At 69.5% G+C, this 18,135-nt stretch carries 17 protein-coding genes and 1 tRNA gene; 6 read left to right on the top strand and 12 right to left on the bottom strand.

Annotation, left to right across the window (positions count from 1 at the left end):
- Positions 1-756: 756 nt before the first annotated feature.
- The gene (locus LK06_RS19780) at positions 757-1,524 is read left to right on the top strand and encodes a LuxR C-terminal-related transcriptional regulator (RefSeq protein WP_039652673.1); all 768 of its coding nucleotides are present in this window, start codon (positions 757-759) and stop codon (positions 1,522-1,524) included.
- On the opposite strand, the gene LK06_RS19785 is transcribed toward LK06_RS19780, so the two are convergent.
- On the bottom strand, positions 1,483-1,980 hold the full coding sequence (locus LK06_RS19785; RefSeq protein ID WP_039652674.1) for a MarR family winged helix-turn-helix transcriptional regulator: 498 nt from the start codon (positions 1,978-1,980) through the stop codon (positions 1,483-1,485). The genes LK06_RS19780 and LK06_RS19785 overlap by 42 nt on opposite strands.
- A gap of 89 nt (positions 1,981-2,069) precedes the next feature.
- Here LK06_RS19785 and LK06_RS19790 point away from each other — a divergent pair, with 89 nt between their 5' ends.
- Together LK06_RS19790 and LK06_RS19795 are read left to right on the top strand one after the other, a co-directional pair.
- Positions 2,070-2,894 (top strand): trans-aconitate 2-methyltransferase, encoded by an 825-nt coding sequence (locus LK06_RS19790; RefSeq protein WP_039652675.1) that lies wholly within the window; start codon positions 2,070-2,072, stop codon positions 2,892-2,894.
- Between the two features lie 2 nt (positions 2,895-2,896).
- A complete protein-coding gene (locus LK06_RS19795) occupies positions 2,897-3,277 on the top strand; it encodes a VOC family protein (protein ID WP_039653175.1) in 381 nt (126 codons plus the stop codon).
- Between the two features lie 92 nt (positions 3,278-3,369).
- Here LK06_RS19795 and LK06_RS19800 read toward each other — a convergent pair whose 3' ends face one another.
- Both LK06_RS19800 and LK06_RS19805 read right to left on the bottom strand, forming a co-directional pair.
- Entirely contained in the window at positions 3,370-4,047 is a 678-nt protein-coding gene (locus LK06_RS19800) for a TetR/AcrR family transcriptional regulator (RefSeq protein ID WP_039652676.1), read from the bottom strand.
- Positions 4,044-5,051 (bottom strand): acyl-CoA desaturase, encoded by a 1,008-nt coding sequence (locus LK06_RS19805; protein ID WP_039652677.1) that lies wholly within the window; start codon positions 5,049-5,051, stop codon positions 4,044-4,046. Before LK06_RS19805 ends, LK06_RS19800 begins: the two co-directional genes overlap by 4 nt.
- 308 nt (positions 5,052-5,359) lie before the next feature.
- Here LK06_RS19805 and ppc point away from each other — a divergent pair, with 308 nt between their 5' ends.
- Positions 5,360-8,104: a phosphoenolpyruvate carboxylase gene (gene ppc, locus LK06_RS19810; protein ID WP_039652678.1), complete on the top strand. Its 2,745-nt coding sequence runs from the start codon at positions 5,360-5,362 to the stop codon at positions 8,102-8,104.
- A gap of 85 nt (positions 8,105-8,189) precedes the next feature.
- Here the strand turns inward: ppc and LK06_RS19815 are convergent, their stop codons facing one another.
- The 7 genes from LK06_RS19815 to LK06_RS35070 form a co-directional block, all read right to left on the bottom strand.
- Positions 8,190-8,711, bottom strand: a complete 522-nt coding sequence (locus LK06_RS19815) for a hypothetical protein (protein WP_086083412.1) — start codon at positions 8,709-8,711, stop codon at positions 8,190-8,192.
- Between the two features lie 158 nt (positions 8,712-8,869).
- Entirely contained in the window at positions 8,870-9,472 is a 603-nt protein-coding gene (pth, locus tag LK06_RS19820) for an aminoacyl-tRNA hydrolase (RefSeq protein ID WP_039652680.1), read from the bottom strand.
- 69 nt (positions 9,473-9,541) lie between these two features.
- A complete protein-coding gene (locus LK06_RS19825; protein WP_039652682.1) occupies positions 9,542-10,135 on the bottom strand; it encodes a 50S ribosomal protein L25/general stress protein Ctc in 594 nt (197 codons plus the stop codon).
- Between the two features lie 268 nt (positions 10,136-10,403).
- Positions 10,404-11,384, bottom strand: coding sequence for a ribose-phosphate diphosphokinase (locus LK06_RS19830; RefSeq protein ID WP_039652683.1), 981 nt, complete (start codon positions 11,382-11,384; stop codon positions 10,404-10,406).
- Positions 11,385-11,536: 152 nt separating this feature from the next.
- Positions 11,537-12,985 (bottom strand): bifunctional UDP-N-acetylglucosamine diphosphorylase/glucosamine-1-phosphate N-acetyltransferase GlmU, encoded by a 1,449-nt coding sequence (gene glmU, locus LK06_RS19835; protein WP_043433619.1) that lies wholly within the window; start codon positions 12,983-12,985, stop codon positions 11,537-11,539.
- A gap of 131 nt (positions 12,986-13,116) precedes the next feature.
- Positions 13,117-13,192, bottom strand: a tRNA-Gln gene (locus LK06_RS19840).
- A gap of 14 nt (positions 13,193-13,206) precedes the next feature.
- The gene (locus tag LK06_RS35070; RefSeq protein ID WP_308355236.1) at positions 13,207-13,722 is read right to left on the bottom strand and encodes a hypothetical protein; all 516 of its coding nucleotides are present in this window, start codon (positions 13,720-13,722) and stop codon (positions 13,207-13,209) included.
- Positions 13,723-14,294: 572 nt separating this feature from the next.
- Here LK06_RS35070 and LK06_RS19850 point away from each other — a divergent pair.
- Positions 14,295-15,611, top strand: a complete 1,317-nt coding sequence (locus tag LK06_RS19850; protein WP_039652685.1) for a sensor histidine kinase — start codon at positions 14,295-14,297, stop codon at positions 15,609-15,611.
- Positions 15,612-15,678: 67 nt separating this feature from the next.
- On the opposite strand, the gene LK06_RS19855 is transcribed toward LK06_RS19850, so the two are convergent.
- Positions 15,679-16,173, bottom strand: a complete 495-nt coding sequence (locus LK06_RS19855; protein WP_039652687.1) for an SUKH-3 domain-containing protein — start codon at positions 16,171-16,173, stop codon at positions 15,679-15,681.
- A gap of 73 nt (positions 16,174-16,246) precedes the next feature.
- Entirely contained in the window at positions 16,247-16,765 is a 519-nt protein-coding gene (locus tag LK06_RS19860) for a YwqJ-related putative deaminase (protein WP_039652688.1), read from the bottom strand.
- A gap of 262 nt (positions 16,766-17,027) precedes the next feature.
- On the opposite strand from LK06_RS19860, the gene LK06_RS19865 reads away from it, so the two are divergent.
- A complete protein-coding gene (locus LK06_RS19865) occupies positions 17,028-18,128 on the top strand; it encodes an SMI1/KNR4 family protein (RefSeq protein ID WP_078858860.1) in 1,101 nt (366 codons plus the stop codon).
- Positions 18,129-18,135 lie beyond the last annotated feature (7 nt).

An 18,135-nucleotide genomic window follows, 5' to 3' on the forward strand; every position in this document is an offset into this window, starting at 1 on the left:
CGAACGCGACGACGACCCGCGAGCCCGCCGTTGTGCCGAGCGGACCGTCGAGCGGTTGCGCGCGGGACTGCCGGTGCTGTCGGACTGTGAGCCGCCCGCGTCGCCGCCTGCTCCGCCCCCGCCCCTCAGCCCCCGGCGGCAGCCGCCGCCCCGCCCTCGGCGGTCGCTGAAGCCCCAACCGCCCCCCGGTCGGTCCGCGTGGACCCCGGATCCCGCCTCGGCCGCCCTACCCGCCTCCCCCTCCGCCGCCACCCCCCGTTTGACCGGCGGCCGTCGGTCCTTCCCGGCCAGCACCCGCTTCTTTTCGGCCCGGCCCCACCGCTTTGCCGGACATAGGCGCCTGGGATCCTCCTGGGGCACAGCTCTTCCGGGTGCCCAGCCGCGAGCGAAAAGATCGCGTCGGGCTTTGTCGACTTCTGCCTCAATACGAAACGTGCAACACACCGTGAACACCTTGGACGGTCAGTTCTGCAAATCACCTTCCGCTGTCCGCTCCCATCCGTACTCTGAGGAACAGCACCGGTGGGGGCCGGTGCTGATCAGGGGGCGAGGCAGGCGGGTACGGCGCCCGCGGTGGGGGTAGCAGTCTCTGCGACGGCGGCAGCCGTGCGGCGGGACGACCTTTCCGTGGTGTGTCGTACCCGCGGGTCGTCGTTCTCCGGACCTTTTCCGGGCTTTTCCGGAGCGGTCGAACATGGAGCCGTTTCGGACCTTGGGTATCCCCTGCTCCGCGTGGAGCCTGGGGAAGGGGGTTATGTGGTTCGCATCCGAGTCCTGGTCGTGGACGACCACCGCATCTTCGCCGAGTCGCTCGCCGCGGCCCTGGCCGCCGAGCCGGACGTCGACGTCTTCGCTGCCGGCAGCGGTCCAGCCGCGCTGCGCTGCCTGGAGCGGGCAGCGGGCGACGGCCGACGCTACGACGTCATGCTGGTGGACGCCGACCTGGGCGGCGGCCTGCCCACCACCCGCCCCGCCGTGCCCGTGCACGAGGGCGACGAGGAGGGACTGGTAGACGGCATCTCACTCGTCGCCGGGGTCCGGTCCGCCCAGCCCGCTGTGCGGACCGTCGTCCTCGCCGAGAAGGACGACCCGCGCCGCGCGGCCCTGGCCCTGCAGGCCGGCGCCTCCGGATGGGTCGCCAAGGACTGCTCGCTGTCGAGGCTGCTGACGGTGATCCGAGGGGTGCTGCGCGACGAGACGCATCTGCCGCCCGCGTTGCTCACCGGCGTGCTCAAGGAGCTGACCGCCGCCCGCAGGCACCGGACCGAAAGCGAGCGGCTGGTGGAGTCACTCACCCCGCGTGAGCGGGAGGTGCTGCGGTGCATGGTCGCCGGGCTCGGCCGCAAGGCCGTCGCCGAGCGGCTGTTCCTCTCCCCGCACACCGTGCGCACCCACATGCAGAACGTCCTCGGGAAGCTGGGCGTCCATTCGACGCTGGCTGCCGTCGCGCTCGCGCGGCGTGCGGGCGTGGGGCCCGCGGAACTAACTGGGGACGTTGTCGAACGGGGCGGTCAGCTGGCGTAGCAGCCCGGCCAGTTCCGCCCGCTGGGCGCGGGACAGCTCTACGAGGATCGCCCGCTCCTGTTCCAGCAGCCCTGCCAGCGCCTGGTCCGCACGGTCCCGGCCCGTCCCGGTCAGCCGGACCAGCACGCCCCGCCGGTCGCTCGGGTCGGGGAGCCGTTCGACCAGGCCCTTCTTCGCCAGCCGGTCGATCCGGTTGGTCATCGTGCCCGAGGTGACCAGGGTCTGCGTCAGCAACTGGCCGGGGGAGAGCTGGTACGGCGTGCCTGCGCGCCGAAGCGCGGTCAGCACGTCGAACTCCCAGGGTTCCAGCTGGTGCTCGGCGAAGGCGAGCCGGCGCGCGCGGTCCAGGTGCCGGGCGAGACGGCTCACCCGGCTGAGCACTTCCAGCGGCTCCACGTCGAGGTCCGGGCGCTCCCGGCGCCACGCTGCGACCAGCCGATCGACCTCGTCCTCCATAGCGCTCAGTGTAGTGGTTGTGTCGACATGAAGTCTCTTGATGTCAAGTCTCTTGACATTGAGATAAGTGTCCGAGGACAGTGGGAGGCATGACGAACCCCCATTGGGACCCCGACCAGTACCTCCGGCACGCCCACCACCGGGCCCGTCCCTTCACCGATCTCCTCGCCCGCCTCCCCGCCCTCCCGGGGCAACCGCCCCCGGGGCGACCCCGCATCGCCGACCTCGGCTGCGGCCCCGGCAACGTCACCGCCCTGCTCGCCGAACGCTGGCCGACCGCACACATCACCGGCTACGACAACTCGCCCGAGATGCTCGACAAGGCCCGCACCGACCACGAAGGTCCGACGACCGGGGGAGGCCGCCTGGACTTCTCCCACGCCGACGTCCGCACCTGGACGCCCGGGGAGCCGTACGAACTGATCGTCTCCAACGCCACCCTCCAGTGGGTGCCGGGCCACGCCGACCGCTTCGCCGACTGGATCGCCGCCCTGAGGCCCAAGGGAACCTTCGCGTTCCAGGTCCCGGACAACACCGACGCCCCGTTGCACGCCCTGATGCGCGAACTCGCCGCCACCCCCCGCTGGAAGGACCGCCTCGGCGGCATGCTGCGCCGCACCGACTCCGTCCACACCCCCGGCTCCTACCTGGACCGCCTCGCCCGCCTGGGCTGCGCGACCGACGTGTGGCAGACGACGTACTTCCACGTCCTGGCAGGCCCCGACCCGGTCCTGGACTGGGTGAAGGGCACCGGGCTGCGCCTCGCCCTCACCGCCCTGGCCGACGATCCCGAGGCTCGCGACGCATTCCTCGCCGAGTACCGGGACCTGCTCCGGCAGGCGTACCCGAGCGCCGGCTACGGCACCGTGCTGCCCTTCCGCCGGCTGTTCGCCGTAGCTGTGAAGGGGGCGTGAACGTGCTGATCGCCGTCGACCACGTGCAGCTCGCGGCACCGCCCGGCTCCGAGGACACCCTGCGGGCGTACTACGTGGACGTCCTCGGCATGACGGAAACCCCCAAGCCACCGGAGCTCGCCGCCCGCGGGGGATGCTGGTTCGAGGCGGGCTACGTCCGGCTCCACCTGGGTCTTGAGGAGGACTTCCGTCCTGCGAAGAAGGCTCACCCGGGGCTGCGGGTGACGGGCATCGAGGCGTACGCCGCCCGCCTCGCGGCCCAGGGGGCCCCGGTGACCTGGGACGACACCCTCCCGGGCTACCGCCGCTTCTACTCCGAGGATCCGGTGGGGAACCGCCTGGAGTTCCTGGAGACGGTCACGGCGTCCGGCCCGGGCGGGTGACGAGGGCGCGGGGCCTTGGGTGGCGGACCTGCGGACGTGGGCGCGGGCGCGCCGAGCCGGGCCTGAAACCGGCGGGCGTGAACCGCGGCTCCTCAGCTCTTCCGGTGGCCTATCAGCCGCGGCTTCGGCTCCAACCCGTCCAGCCCGTGCCAAGCCAGGTTCACCAGATGGGCCGCCACCTCCGCCTTCTTCGGGCGGCGCACGTCCAGCCACCACTGACCGGTCAGCGCCACCATGCCGACCAGTGCCTGCGCATAGAGCGGGGCGAGCTTGGGGTCGAAACCGCGCGACTTGAACTCGCGGCCCAGGATGTCCTCCACCTGGGTGGCGATGTCGGAGATCAGCGAAGCGAAGGAACCCGTCGACTGGGGGATGGGGGAGTCACGGACCAGAATGCGGAAGCCGTCCGTGTACTCCTCGATGTAGTCCAACAGGGCGAAGGCCGCCTGCTCGCACAGCTCGCGAGGGTGGCCGGCCGTCAGGGAACCGGTCACCATGTCCAGCAGGCGCCGCATCTCACGGTCCACCACCACCGCGTACAGCCCCTCCTTGCCGCCGAAGTGCTCGTACACCACCGGCTTGGAGACCCCGGCCTTCGCCGCGATCTCCTCCACCGAGGTGCCCTCGAAGCCCTTCGCCGCGAAGAGGGTGCGACCGATCTCCAGCAACTGCTGGCGGCGCTCGGCACCGGTCATTCGGGTCCGGCGGGTCCGCCGCTGCTTGTCATTGCCCGGGGTGCTGCTGGAATCGGTCGCCACGGCGTCAATCATGCCGCCTCGGCCGTCTCCTTCCCGCGCCGGGAGCCGTCTTCCCCGGTGTTACGGCGCGAATCGATACGCGAGCGTGACGGCCAGCGCACGTCGTACGCCCAGCCGAGCAGCTCGAACCAGCGGATCAGACGGGCCGAGGAGTCGACCTGGCCGCGCATCACACCGTGCCGTGCCGAGGTCGGGTCCGCGTGGTGCAGGTTGTGCCAGGACTCACCGCAGGACAGGACCGCCAGCCACCACACATTGCCCGAACGGTCCCGCGACTTGAACGGCCGTTTGCCGACCGCGTGACAGATCGAGTTGATCGACCACGTGACATGGTGCAACAACGCCACTCGTACGAGTGAACCCCAGAAGAACGCGGTGAACGCCCCCCACCAGGACATCGTCACCAGACCACCGATCAGCGGCGGAAGCAGTAGCGACACCGCCGTCCACAGCACGAACTGGCGGGAGATCGTCCGGATCGCGCTGTCCTTGATCAGGTCCGGCGCGTACTTCTCCTGCGGGGTCTGCTCCTCGTCGAACATCCAGCCGAGGTGAGCCCACCACAGGCCCTTCAACAGTGCTGGAACCGTCTCGCCGTACCGCCACGGAGAGTGCGGGTCGCCCTCCGCGTCGGAGAACCTGTGATGCTTGCGGTGATCGGCCACCCAGCGCACCAGGGGGCCTTCCACCGCCAGCGATCCCATGATCGCCAGCGCGATCCGCAGGGGTCGCCTGGCTTTGAAGGAACCGTGGGTGAAGTACCGGTGGAAACCGATCGTGATGCCGTGGCAGCCGAGGAAGTAGAAGAACACCAGCAGGCCCAGATCGAGCCAGCTCACCCCCCAGCCCCAGGCCAGCGGCACCGCCGCCACCAACGCCAGGAACGGCACGGTGATGAAGAGCAGCAGCGTGATCTGCTCGATCGAGCGCTTCTGCTCACCGCCCAGCGTGGCGGACGGAGCAGCTGTGTCGGTGACCTTGCGGGCTTCTTCGATCACATCGGAACTTGAGGTCATGCGCGTCCCCTGTGGGGTCGAGGGTCGGGGGTGGAAGCAGGTGCCGGGCCGCCGGACCGAGCGGGACTCGACAGTACTTCCCTACGGGTCCGTAACCTACGGCGACGTAAGTATGGCAGCGTGTCGAGCGGCGGCAAGAGCCCCAGGACCAGCGCGCCCGCACGGACACCTATCCTTGGAGTCGGTCGGACAGCGCGGTCCGCTGAAGTTTCTTCCCGGACGCTCCGGCCCGTATGCGGCCCTTCGCCGCGTGGCAGACGGACGGGTTCCCTCCCAGACGAGCTTCAACACTGCAAGGAGCCGCACCTGTGAGCAGTGCCGACGACCAGACCACCACGACCAGCAGCGAGCTGCGTGCCGACATCCGCCGGCTGGGTGACCTCCTGGGCGAGACCCTCGTCCGGCAGGAAGGCCCCGAACTCCTCGACCTGGTGGAAAAGGTCCGCCGCCTGACCCGTGAGGACGGCGAGGCCGCCGCCGAGCTGCTGCGCGGCACCGAACTGGAGACCGCGGCCAAGCTGGTCCGCGCCTTCTCCACCTACTTCCACCTGGCCAACATCACCGAACAGGTGCACCGTGGCCGGGAGCTGCGGGCCAGGCGCGCCGCCGAGGGCGGCCTCCTCGCCCGCACGGCGGACCGGCTGAAGGACGCCGACCCCGAGCACCTGCGCCAGTCCGTGCAGAACCTCAACGTGCGCCCGGTGTTCACCGCGCACCCCACCGAGGCCGCGCGCCGGTCGGTCCTCAACAAGCTCCGGCGCATCGCCGCGCTCCTGGACACCCCGGTCCTCCCCTCCGACCGCCGCCGCCACGACGTCCGGCTCGCCGAGAACATCGACCTGGTCTGGCAGACGGACGAGCTGCGCGTCGTGCGTCCCGAGCCCGCCGACGAAGCCCGCAACGCCATCTACTACCTCGATGAGCTACATGCCGACGCCGTCGGCGACGTCCTCGAAGACCTCACCGCCGAACTGGAACGCGTCGGGGTCACGGTGCCCGACGCCACCCGTCCCCTCACCTTCGGCACCTGGATCGGCGGTGACCGCGACGGCAACCCCAACGTCACCCCCCAGGTCACCTGGGACGTCCTCATCCTCCAGCACGAACACGGCATCAACGACGCCCTGGAGACGATCGACGAACTGCGCGGCCTGCTGTCCCACTCCATCCGCTACACCGGTGCCACCGAGGAACTCCTCGACTCCCTCAAGGCCGACCTCGAACGCCTGCCCGAGATCAGCCCCCGTTACAAGCGCCTCAACGCCGAGGAGCCCTACCGGCTGAAGGCCACCTGCATCCGGCAGAAGCTGGCGAACACCAAGCAGCGCCTGGCCACCGGTACCCCCCACGAGGAGGGCCGCGACTACCTCGGCACCGGTCAGCTCCTCAAGGACCTGCGGATCATCCAGGCCTCCCTGCGCGAGCACCGCGGTGGCCTCTTCGCCGACGGCCGCCTCGCCCGCACCATCCGCACCCTGGCGGCCTTCGGCCTCCAACTCGCCACCATGGACGTCCGTGAACACGCCGACGCCCACCACCACGCCCTCGGCCAGCTCTTCGACCGCCTCGGCGAGGAATCCTGGCGCTATGCCGACATGCCCCGCGAGTACCGGGCCAAGCTCCTTGCCAAGGAGCTGAGGTCGAGGAGGCCGCTGGCCCCCACCCCGGCACCCGTCGACGCGCCCGGCACCAAGACTCTCGGCGTCTTCGAGACGGTCAAGAAGGCCCTGGAGACCTTCGGCCCCGAGGTCATCGAGTCCTACATCATCTCCATGTGCCAGGGCGCCGACGACGTCTTCGCCGCCGCCGTCCTCGCCCGTGAGGCCGGCCTCGTCGACCTGCACGCCGGCTGGGCCAGGATCGGCATCGTCCCCCTCCTGGAGACCACCGACGAACTGCGTGCCGCCGACACCATCCTGGAGGACATGCTCTCTGACCCGTCCTACCGGCGCCTGGTCGCGCTGCGCGGTGACGTACAGGAGGTCATGCTCGGCTACTCCGACTCCTCCAAGTTCGGCGGCATCACCACCAGCCAGTGGGAGATCCACCGCGCCCAGCGGCGCCTGCGCGACGTCGCCCACCGCTACGGCGTACGCCTCCGGCTCTTCCACGGCCGTGGCGGCACCGTCGGCCGCGGTGGCGGTCCCTCCCACGACGCCATCCTCGCCCAGCCCTGGGGCACCCTGGAGGGCGAGATCAAGGTCACCGAACAGGGCGAGGTCATCTCCGACAAGTACCTCATCCCGTCCCTGGCTCGGGAGAACCTGGAACTGACGGTCGCGGCCACCCTGCAGGCCTCCGCCCTGCACACCGCCCCCCGCCAGTCCGACGAGGCCCTCGCCCGCTGGGACGCGGCCATGGATGTCGTCTCGGACGCCGCCCACGGTGCCTACCGCAGGCTCGTGGAGGACCCCGACCTCCCGGCGTACTTCTTCGCCTCCACCCCGGTCGACCAGCTCGCCGAACTCCACCTCGGCTCCCGGCCCTCCCGACGCCCCGACTCCGGCGCCGGCCTCGACGGCCTGCGCGCCATCCCGTGGGTGTTCGGCTGGACCCAGTCCCGGCAGATCGTCCCCGGCTGGTTCGGCGTCGGCTCCGGCCTCAAGGCCCTGCGCGAGGCGGGCCTGCGGTATGAAGGGGACACCGTGCTCGACGAGATGCACCAGCAGTGGCACTTCTTCCGCAACTTCATCTCCAACGTCGAGATGACCCTGGCCAAGACCGACCTGCGGATCGCCCAGCACTACGTCGACACCCTGGTCCCGGACGAGCTGAAGCACGTCTTCGACACCATCAAGGCCGAACACGAACTCACCGTCCGCGAGGTGCTGCGGGTCACCGGCGAGAACGAGCTCCTCGACGCCCAGCCGGTCCTCAGGCAGACCTTCGGCATCCGGGACGCCTACCTGGACCCGATTTCCTACCTCCAGGTCACCCTGCTCAAGCGGCAGCGTGACGCCGCCGACGCGGGAGCGACGCCCGACCCACTGCTCTCCCGCGCCCTGCTCCTCACCGTGAACGGCGTTGCCGCCGGCCTGCGCAACACGGGCTGACACGGTCACCCGCATGAGGGGGTCCCGGGGCCACGGTCCCGAGGCCCCTCATGGCGTGCCACGGCACGTCACGTGACGGCGCCGCTCACCGCACCGCCGCGAAAGCCGCCGTCAGCAGCGCCGCACCCGACCCCGCCAGCACCCACGCCAGCCGGGTCAGTCGCATCCCACCCGCCACGACCACCGAGGCCAGCAGCAGCGCACCGCCCAGCGGAACCCAGGCGTACAGGATGCCGCCCGGCCCCGACCGGACCACCACATCGGTTCCGGGCTTCACGACGACGTCGTAGGTGCGCCCTTGGTGCACCGCGACCGACCGCGCGATCTGCACGTGAGCGCGTGCCCGAGCCCCCGCAGACATCGGCCTGAAAGGACCGGTGCACGTGTCTCCCGCACACGCCGTGACGGCGACCGTGCCCAGTTCCCGCCCCCTGGTGAGCATCACGTGCTGCGCCGTCCCCCAGGAACCCCACACCCCGGCGAACAGAATCAGCGCGGCGACCGCACCCATCGCGGCGACCCGCCAGTACCGCCACGCGGACGCGGAGGCATGGCGAGCGTAGCCCTTCCGGGCAGTGCTGGCTGTGGCAGGCATGGCCGGGATCATTGGCCATATTCATACGCTGGTCAACTCCCCTGAGGCCCTCAACCGTGCGGGGGAGTGCACATTGGAAGTACACAGCGAGGGCATGTCGGGAATGCCCGAGGAAGGACATGCGAAAGTGTGCACAAAGGGGTGAATCGGTGAGCTGCTGGGGGCACACATCAGGAGTTGTACGAACTTTGCGCCCGCTCCAGGCCCTCCGTCACCAGACACTCCACCGCGTCCGCCGCACGATCCACGGAGTAGTCGAGCTCCTTGCGCTCCGCCGATGAGAAGTCCCTCAGTACAAAATCAGCCACCTGCATCCGCCCCGGTGGCCGACCGATCCCGAACCGCACCCGGTGGTAGTCCGACCCCATTGCCTTCGTCATCGACTTCAGGCCGTTGTGGCCGTTGTCGCCACCGCCCAGCTTCAGCCGCAGCGTGCCGTAATCGATGTCCAGCTCGTCGTGGACCGCGACGACGTTCGCCACCGGAACCTTGTAGAAGTCCTTGAGCGCGTTCACCGGACCACCGGACAGGTTCATGTAGGACATCGGCTTGGCGAGGATCACTCGGCGGCTGGCCGGACCGGCCGGTCCGATCCGCCCCTCCAACACCTGCGCCTGTGCTTTGCCCGCCCGCTTGAACTTCCCCCCGATCCGTTCCGCGAGCAGGTCGACCACCATGAAGCCGACGTTGTGCCGGTTCATGGCGTACTCCGGCCCGGGGTTGCCGAGTCCGACGATGAGCCAAGGGCCATTGGCGGGGGTGGTCACGTCCATGTCTCCTTGATACGCGCCAGCCGCTGTTCCCACCGGGAACAGCGGCTGACGAAACGACGACTACGAGGATCAGGCCTCGGCGGCCTCTTCGCCCTCGGCGGCCTCGCCCGCGGACTCCTCGGCCTGCGCGGCCAGAACCTGCAGGACGACCGCGTCCTCCTCCACGGCCAGCGTGGCACCGGCCGGCAGCGTGATGTCCTTGGCCAGGACGGAAGCACCGGCCTCCAGGCCCTCGACGGAGACCGTGACGGACTCGGGGATGTGGGTCGCCTCGGCCTCGATCGGCAGCGCGTTCAGCACGTGCTCCAGCAGGTTGCCACCCGGGGCCAGCTCGCCCTCGGTGTGCACCGGAACCTCGACCGTGACCTTCTCGCCGCGCTTGACCAGCAGCAGGTCGACGTGCTCCAGGAAGCCCTTCAGCGGGTCGCGCTGCACGGCCTTCGGGATCGCCAGCTCGTTGGCCTTGCCGTCGATGTCCAGGGAGATCAGGACGTTCGGCGTACGCAGCGCCATCAGCAGCTCGTGGCCCGGCAGGGTCAGGTGCAGCGGCTGGGAACCGTGGCCGTAGAGAACACCCGGAACCTTGTTGTCGCGGCGGACGCGGCGGGCGGCACCCTTGCCGAACTCGGTGCGGGTCTCGGCGGCGAGCTTCACCTCGGACATGTGGATCACTCCTCGTAGGAATTCGGAACGGACGTGGTCACCCGGCCACGAACGGCCTGCTACGAAGAGCGCGTCGATAACGGACCACCGCATTCCGTCCTGGCAACCCTGAGGTCCCTGAGGGCCCAGGGGCCCTGGAACGGAGTACGGCCTCCCTCGCCGAGCAACTGGGGCAGTCTACTCGGAGGGGGAGGCCACACTCAAAAGGATCTTCGGCTAGGCAGCCCGCTGGGGTTGCAGAAACCTCACTGCTTGCTGACGGGGCCGGTCACTGCTCGTCGAAGAGGCTGGTCACCGAACCGTCCTCGAACACCTCGCGGACCGCGCTCGCGATCGTCGGAGCGATCGACAGAACCGTGATCTTGTCCAGATCCCGGCCCAGCTCCGCCGGCGTCGGCAGCGTGTTCGTGAACACGAACTCGCTCACCCGCGAATTCTTCAGCCGGTCCGACGCCGGGCCCGACAGCACACCGTGCGTAGCCGTCACGATGACGTCCTCCGCACCGTGCGCGAACAGCGCGTCCGCGGCCGCGCAGATGGTCCCGCCCGTGTCGATCATGTCGTCGACCAGGACACAGACCCGGCCCTTGACCTCACCCACGACCTCGTGGACGGTCACCTGGTTCGCCACGTCCTTGTCTCGCCGCTTGTGCACGATCGCGAGGGGCGCACCGAGCCGGTCGCACCACCGGTCCGCCACCCGCACCCGGCCCGCGTCCGGCGATACGACCGTCAGCTTCTTCCGGTCCACCTTGTCGCCCACGTAGTCCGCGAGCAGGGGCAGCGCGAACAGGTGGTCCACCGGACCGTCGAAGAACCCCTGGATCTGGTCCGTGTGCAGATCGACGGTCAGAATCCGGTCCGCACCCGCGGTCTTCATCAGATCCGCGATCAGACGCGCCGAAATCGGTTCACGTCCCCGGTGCTTCTTGTCCTGCCGCGCGTAACCGTAGAACGGCACGATCACGGTGATGGAGCGGGCCGACGCGCGCTTCAGCGCGTCGATCATGATCAACTGCTCCATGATCCACTTGTTGATCGGAGCCGTGTGGCTCTGGATCAGGAAGCAGTCCGCACCGCGCGCCGACTCCTGGTATCGGACGTAGATCTCGCCGTTGGCGAAGTCGAAGGCCTTCGTCGGGACGACCCCGACACCCAGCTGCTGGGCGACCTCCTCGGCAAGCTCGGGGTGGGCGCGGCCGGAGAAGAACATCAACTTCTTCTCGCCGGTCGTCTTGATCCCGGTCACAGCACAGTCTCCTCAGAGGTTGTCTCAGCCAGCTGGCTGGTCGGCGACCTCTCGCTGGGCATGAGAGGCCGTATCAGCTGGTAGGGATGCAGATGCACACGTGCGGATGTGCACTTATCACGGTACGCCGTGTTCAGCGCACCCGTTTCCGGTCAGTCCTCGTTCCGGCCCTGCCGGGACGTCGCTTCGGCAGCCTTCGCCGCGGCGCTTCCCGGACGCTTCCGCGCCACCCAGCCCTCGATATTCCGCTGCTGACCGCGGGCCACGGCCAGCGAACCGGGCGGCACGTCCTTCGTGATCACGGAACCGGCAGCGGTGTACGAGCCGTCCCCGACCGTGACAGGAGCCACAAACATGTTGTCCGAACCCGTCCGGCAATGCGACCCGACCGTGGTGTGGTGCTTGTCCTTACCGTCGTAGTTCACGAACACACTCGCCGCTCCGATGTTCGTGTACTCACCGATCGTGGCGTCCCCGACGTACGACAGGTGCGGAACCTTCGTCCCCTCGCCGATGGCCGCGTTCTTCGTCTCGACGTACGTACCGATCTTCCCCTTCGCGCCCAGCCGGGTTCCGGGCCGCAGATACGCGTACGGTCCCACGCTCGCCTGCGGTCCCACGACGGCGCCGACGGACACGGTGTTGTCCACGCGTGCCCCGGGGCCGACGCGAGTGTCCCCGAGCCGGCTGTTCGGGCCGACCTCGGCACCCTCGCAGAGGTGGGTCGTCCCCGTGAGCTGCGTGCCCGGGTGCACCACGACGTCCTGTTCGAAGGTCACGGTCACATCCACCCAGGTCGTCGCCGGGTCGACCACGGTCACCCCGTCCAGCATCGCCCGGGTCAGCAACCGGTCGTTGAGGATCCGCCGGGCCTCGGCGAGCTGTACGCGGTTGTTGATCCCGGCGATCTCCCGGTGATCGCCGGCCACGGAGGCGCCGACCCGGTGCCCGGCCTCCCGAAGGATCCCGAGCACGTCGGTCAGATACTCCTCGCCCTGGCTGTTGTCCGTCCGCACCTTCTTCAGCGCGTCCGCCAGCAGCTGCCCGTCGAACGCGAACACCCCGCTGTTGATCTCCCGGATCGCCCGCAGGGCTTCGGTCGCGTCCTTGTGCTCCACGATCTCGGTGACGGCACCGTTCGCTGCGTCCCGCACGATCCGGCCGTACCCGGTCGCGTCCGGGACCTCGGCGGTGAGAACCGTCACGGCATTGCCGTCCGCTTGATGGGTCCCGGCGAGCTGTCGCAAGGTTTCGCCGGTGAGGAGGGGGGTGTCCCCGCAGACGACGACCACGGTCCCGTCCACGGCCCCGCCCAGCTCCTCCAAACCGATGCGTACGGCGTGCCCGGTCCCGTTCTGCTCCGTTTGAACGGCCGTGCGCACCGTGGGGTCGGTCTCGGTCAGGTGCGCGGTGACCTGCTCACGGGCGTGGCCCACCACGACGACCAGGTTCTCCGGGTCCAATTCGCGGGCTGCGGCCAGAACATGACCCACCAGGGAGCGGCCGCAGATTTGGTGGAGGACCTTGGGTGTGGCCGATTTCATACGGGTGCCCTCACCCGCGGCGAGAACGACGACGGCGGCCGGGCGGATGGCGCTCACGGGGTTGCCCTTCGGCTCTGGATGGGTGGGGGTGACAGCCGCAGGATACCGGGGGGAGGGTGGGGGGATACGCGCGCGGGCCCTGACGGCAGTGTTGCCCGTCAGGGCCCGAACCTGGGACTTGCGTGCTGTGGCTCCCCCGCAAGGATTCGAACCTTGTCCTGCTGGTACCAAAAACCAGTGTGCTGCCAGTTACACCACGGGGGACAGCGCCTCAGACCTTACCCGAGACGGGCCTGAGCCTGAGCCACGATTCCGTTCCACCAGCCTTCGATGCGGTGGTACAGGTGGGCGCTTCTGGCTACGCCGATCACGAGACAACCGTGATAGTCGACGCCGGTGTTCTTGCGGACGGCCTTCGGGTTGTGCCGTTGAAGCGTCGGCCTGGCGAAGACGGAGACGTCAACGTCGGCGATGGCGGCCCAGAAACGATGGGCCGTTTCGACGTCTACGGACTCGTGGACAAGTAGCCGGAAGGCCAAGCGCTCGTGGTCCACGCCGAGCAGGTCCAGCCACGCGAGGTAGGTCTGGATGACGCCGGGGTCGCTGCTGACGAAGACCGCTCGCTCACGGCGGTCGTACGGCTTGCTTTTCGCTCCCTCCGCCCAGTAGAGCGCAATGCCCGCCATGAAGAGCTCGCGGTCCGACAGATCCCCGATCTCCTGCAGCGCAGCCGCCCTGCTGTCCTTGCGCTTCTCGTTCTCCGCCGCGCGACGCCTTGCCAGGCCCTCCTGCATGAGTGCTTGCTGCTCTTGCGGTGTGTACCGGGGCTCGGGGCTCGGGCCTCGGCAGATCCCGGACCCACAGTGACACCGAACTCCGTGAGCAGCCCAGCTCCGCTTCGATCCGGTCGTAGGTCCACCCCTGCAGCCGCAGCTCGCGGGCCCTTGCCCGCAGGCCGTCCTTGGCATTCGGTCGCTTCGTCCACTCCGGCGGCGGTTCCCCCTTGACGAGCTGGTTGAGGACGTCGTTGTTGAAGATTTTCAGCTCATTCCGGATCTGGCGGAGGCTGCGGCCCGCTCGTCGTAGGGCGACCACTTGCTCCCGTAGCCCTTCGAGGTCCGTGCTCTTGCTGGATGGGCTGGATGGGCTGGATGGGCTGGATGGGCTGGATGGGCCGGATGGGCCGGATGAATGTGCCATGTGCATACCGTCCTTCCGGAACGGTCTGCTCCAGAGCCGATAGGGAAGGGTTCACCAGTTCGAGGGATGTGCAGGGGTTTCGGGGGTGTCCGGTCGCGAGCGGCGGCGTGCGGAGGCGGGTGAAAGCCGACGGAAATGCCGTACCCGCCGCCCGTACGCTGGAGCCATGACCATGACGGGGGAAGAGCACGCCAGGGCCGTGACCGGGCCCTGGTGGTGGGCAAGGCGGCGCAGTGCGGTGCTCGACGGGAGCCTTGCGCTGGTGTCCGCCCTGGAGTGCGGTGCGGAGGGGATTCGGTTCGCCCGGGACGCGGGAGTCCCGGTGGCGGTGGGGATCGGGTTCGGGGTGGTCGCCGGTTCGATGCTGCTGGTCCGGCGGAGGTGGCCGATCGCCGTCGTGCTGGTGGCGATCGCGATCACGCCGGCCCAGATGGGGTTCCTGATGGGCATCGTCGGGCTGTACACGCTGGCCTCGTGTGAGGTGCCCCGGCGGATCATCGGCGCGCTGGCGGGGATGTCGTTGCTGGGCACGATGATCGTGACGTTCGTGCGGGTGCGGCAGGACTTGGCGCGGGGTGACCTGACGCTCGGTGACTGGTTCGTGCCGTTCGCGGCGGTCACGACGTCGTTGGGGTTGACGGCTCCGCCGGTGCTGCTGGGCTTGTACGTGGGTGCGCGCCGGCGGCTGATGGAGAGCCTGCGGGAGCGGGCAGACTCCTTGGAACGGGAGCTGCAGCTGCTCGCGGAGCGGGCGGAGGAGCGGGCCGAGTGGGCGCGTGGCGAAGAGCGGACGCGTATCGCGCGGGAGATGCATGACGTGGTCGCGCACCGGGTGAGCCTGATGGTGGTGCATGCGGCGGCGCTCCAGGCGGTTGCCCGAAAGGACCCGGAGAAGGCGGTGAAGAACGCGGCTCTGGTGGGGGACATGGGTCGGCAGGCGCTGACCGAGCTGCGGGAGATGCTCGGGGTGTTGCGGGCCGGGGAGGACGTGGCCGGTCGCGCTGCTTCGGCGCCGTTGGTGGCGGTGGGGGCGGCGGCTGCCGCGGCGGCTTCACGGGCGGCAGGAGAGGAGGCCGGTTCGGCGGAGGGGCCGTGTCTGTCGGAGCTGGACGAGTTGATCGGGCAGTCCACGGCCGCGGGGATGGCCGTGGATCTGTCGGTGATGGGGGAGGTGCGGTCGTATGCGGCGGAGATCGAGCAGACGGCGTACCGGGTGGTCCAGGAGGCGTTGACGAACGTCCACAAGCACGCGGCAGGCGCGAAGACGCATGTGCGGTTGGCGCACCGGGCGTCGGAAATCGCGATGCAGGTGGAGAACGAGCCGCCGCCGGAGCCGGGGTCCGCGGCGGCGGCGAGGTTGCCCTCGGGTGGCAATGGCCTGGTGGGGATGCGGGAGCGGGTCGCGGCGCTCGGCGGTGTGTTCGTCTCGGGGCCGACGGACACGGGCGGGTTCCGTGTGTCGGCGGTGATTCCGGCGGTGTAGCGGTGCTGTGGTGCCCCGTTGCCGCGCCTCTCTGCGCCCGTCGCCGCTGCGTCCGCCGCGTTGTGGTTCAGCCCGCAGTAAGGCGTACGGGGTCGATACCGGTGATGAGTGAGGACAGGGCGTGGTCGATGCTGGGGCCGACGTACCAGTCGCCGGTGTGATCGAGGGTGTAGACGCGGCCCTCGGTGTCGATGGCGAGGAGCGCGGCGGTGTCGGTTTCCTCACCGAGGGGGCAGAGTTCGGTGTCCAGGGCGCGGCCGAGGTCGCCGAGGGTGCGGGCGAGGTGCAGACCGTGCAGGGGGTCGAGGTGGAGGTTGGCGGGGGCGCTCTGGCGGCCGGTCCCGGTGGGGGTGATGGTCAGAGCGCCGAATTCGGCCCAGGCTTCGACCGCGGCGGGGAAGACGGCGTGCCGGTGTCCGGCGGGTGAGGTGTGTTCGCGTAGCGCGTCGGCCCAGATTTCGGCCTGCTTTATGTTCCAGCGTCCGGGCTGCCAGCCGGCGGCGCGCAGCGCGGCGTCGACGGGTACGGGGAAGCGCGTGGTCGAGGTGCGGTCGGGGTGCATCTGCCTTCGTTCGTCGTGCTCGCGCGTCGTGCTCGCGGGGTGTTGCGGGTGTTGCCGGGGTTGACGGGGTTTCTCAGCCGACGGTTGCGGTGGGGTCGACGATGCGGACGCCGAAGTGAGCGCTGAGGGAGGTGCAGGCGCGGCAGGGGGCGGCGAAGCTGCCGTGGAGGGGGTCACCGTCCTCGCGTATGCGGCGGGCGGTGAGTTTGGCGTATTTGAGGGCCTTGCGTGCTTCGCCGTTGGTCATGGGTTTGCGTGCGGCGCGCTTGCTGCGGGTGGCGTCGGTCGTGGTGATGTGCCGGGAGATGAGGATGGTCTCGGCGCAGCGGCCGGTGAAGCGGTCGCGCTGGGCGCTGGTGAGGGTGTCGAGGAAGTCCTGGACGAGGGGGTGCAGGGGTGGGGGGTCTTCGCCGCGGGCGGCTGTGCCGGTGAGGGTGGCGGCACCGCGGACGGAGAGGGCGGCGGCGATGGTGGGCAGGATGCCGTCGCGGCGGTGGAGGAGGGTGGGGGCGGGAGGCGTGTCGGTGCCGCTCCAGTCGATGCGAGGGTCGCCGGCCCGCACGTTGGCACCTCCGGTCTTCAAGATGTTCATGGACGTTTTCCCTCCCCGGGCATCCCCCGAAGGACACAGGGTGCCAAACGCCCTGGCGGGTGCGGAAGCTGGGGCGGTGCGACACGCCGGTTTCGGGGCAGGTGGTGACGGTGAGGTGACGGCTGGTCACGCAGGCGTGGGAGTGCCTGTCCGAGGGGACGCGGTGGGCCGGTGACCGGGCTTCGTGTACCGCTTAGGCTGTCGATATTCCCGATCGACACCGCCGTTCAGGCCAGAGAGTACGCCGCAGGGGGCAACCGCCATGACGACAGGCCGGCTCGGGCTGGGGGCATCGCCCAGCCGCCAGGCTGGGGGACACGCCGCGCCGCCGAACGCGGCTTACGCCGGACAGGTCGTGCACTTCCCGGATCCGGTTCGGGCGGCGCGTTACCCGAGAGGGGTACGGGTCGACGAGCACGGTTATCCGGATTTCTCGCCGTACGCGCGGGTGGCGGCTCAGATCGCCGAGCCGCCGGAGGGTTTCGGCGTCGACGAGTTGCGGTTGACGGACTATGTGTCGGCGAACGCGGCCTTGGCGGCGTCGGGGCACGAGTTGTGGGACACGGTGCCGGACGTGGCGACGCCGCACGGCTGGACGTGGCATCACGTGGTGGGCGCACGGCGGCTGGAGTTGATTCCGGTCGAGGTGAAGGCGTTGTTGCGGCATCACGGCGGGGTGGCTACGGCGCGGGTGGACCCGGCCAAGCAGGGGACGCGGCCGTTGCAGGAGACGCGACCCGTACATGTCGGCTTGCCGAAGTCGGGTGTTGCGGTGACCGAAGTGCAGGTGCAGGCGGTTGAGGAGGACCTCGGTTATCGGCTTCCCGGTGCCTACCGGTCTTTCCTGAAGGCGGCGGGCGGTTGCGCACCGGTGGGTGCGGCGCTCGACGCCGGCCTGGGATTGCTTGTGGACCAGCCGTTCTTCACCGTGCGGGACGAGGCCGCGGTCAACGATCTGGTGTACGTGAACAAATGCCTGCGTGACCATCTGACGAAGGATTACCTCGGTGTGTCCTTCGCGCAGGGTGGTTTGCTCGCGGTGAAGGTGAAGGGCGAGCGGCTCGGCTCGGTGTGGTTCTGCGCCTACGACGACGTGCGGGACACGGATCCGGCGTGGTCGCCGGCGGAGCGGGCGGAGCGTCTGTTGCGGCCCTGCGGTGAGGACTTCGATGCCTTTCTGTCCCGGCTGGCCGGTGATCCGCCGGAGCTGGAGACGGTGGCGAACCTGATGGTGGACGGCGGCTTCGCCCGCGTCGTTCCGGTGTCTTCCGGCTCGTCGGATTCCAGTTCGTCGGATCCCGGCCCGGGGTCTTCCGGCCCGGCGACTTCTGACCCGGCGTTCTCCGGCCCTGTGGGGGAGTGAGTTTCAC

Source organism: Streptomyces pluripotens, from assembly GCF_000802245.2.
GTDB lineage: Bacteria > Actinomycetota > Actinomycetes > Streptomycetales > Streptomycetaceae > Streptomyces > Streptomyces pluripotens.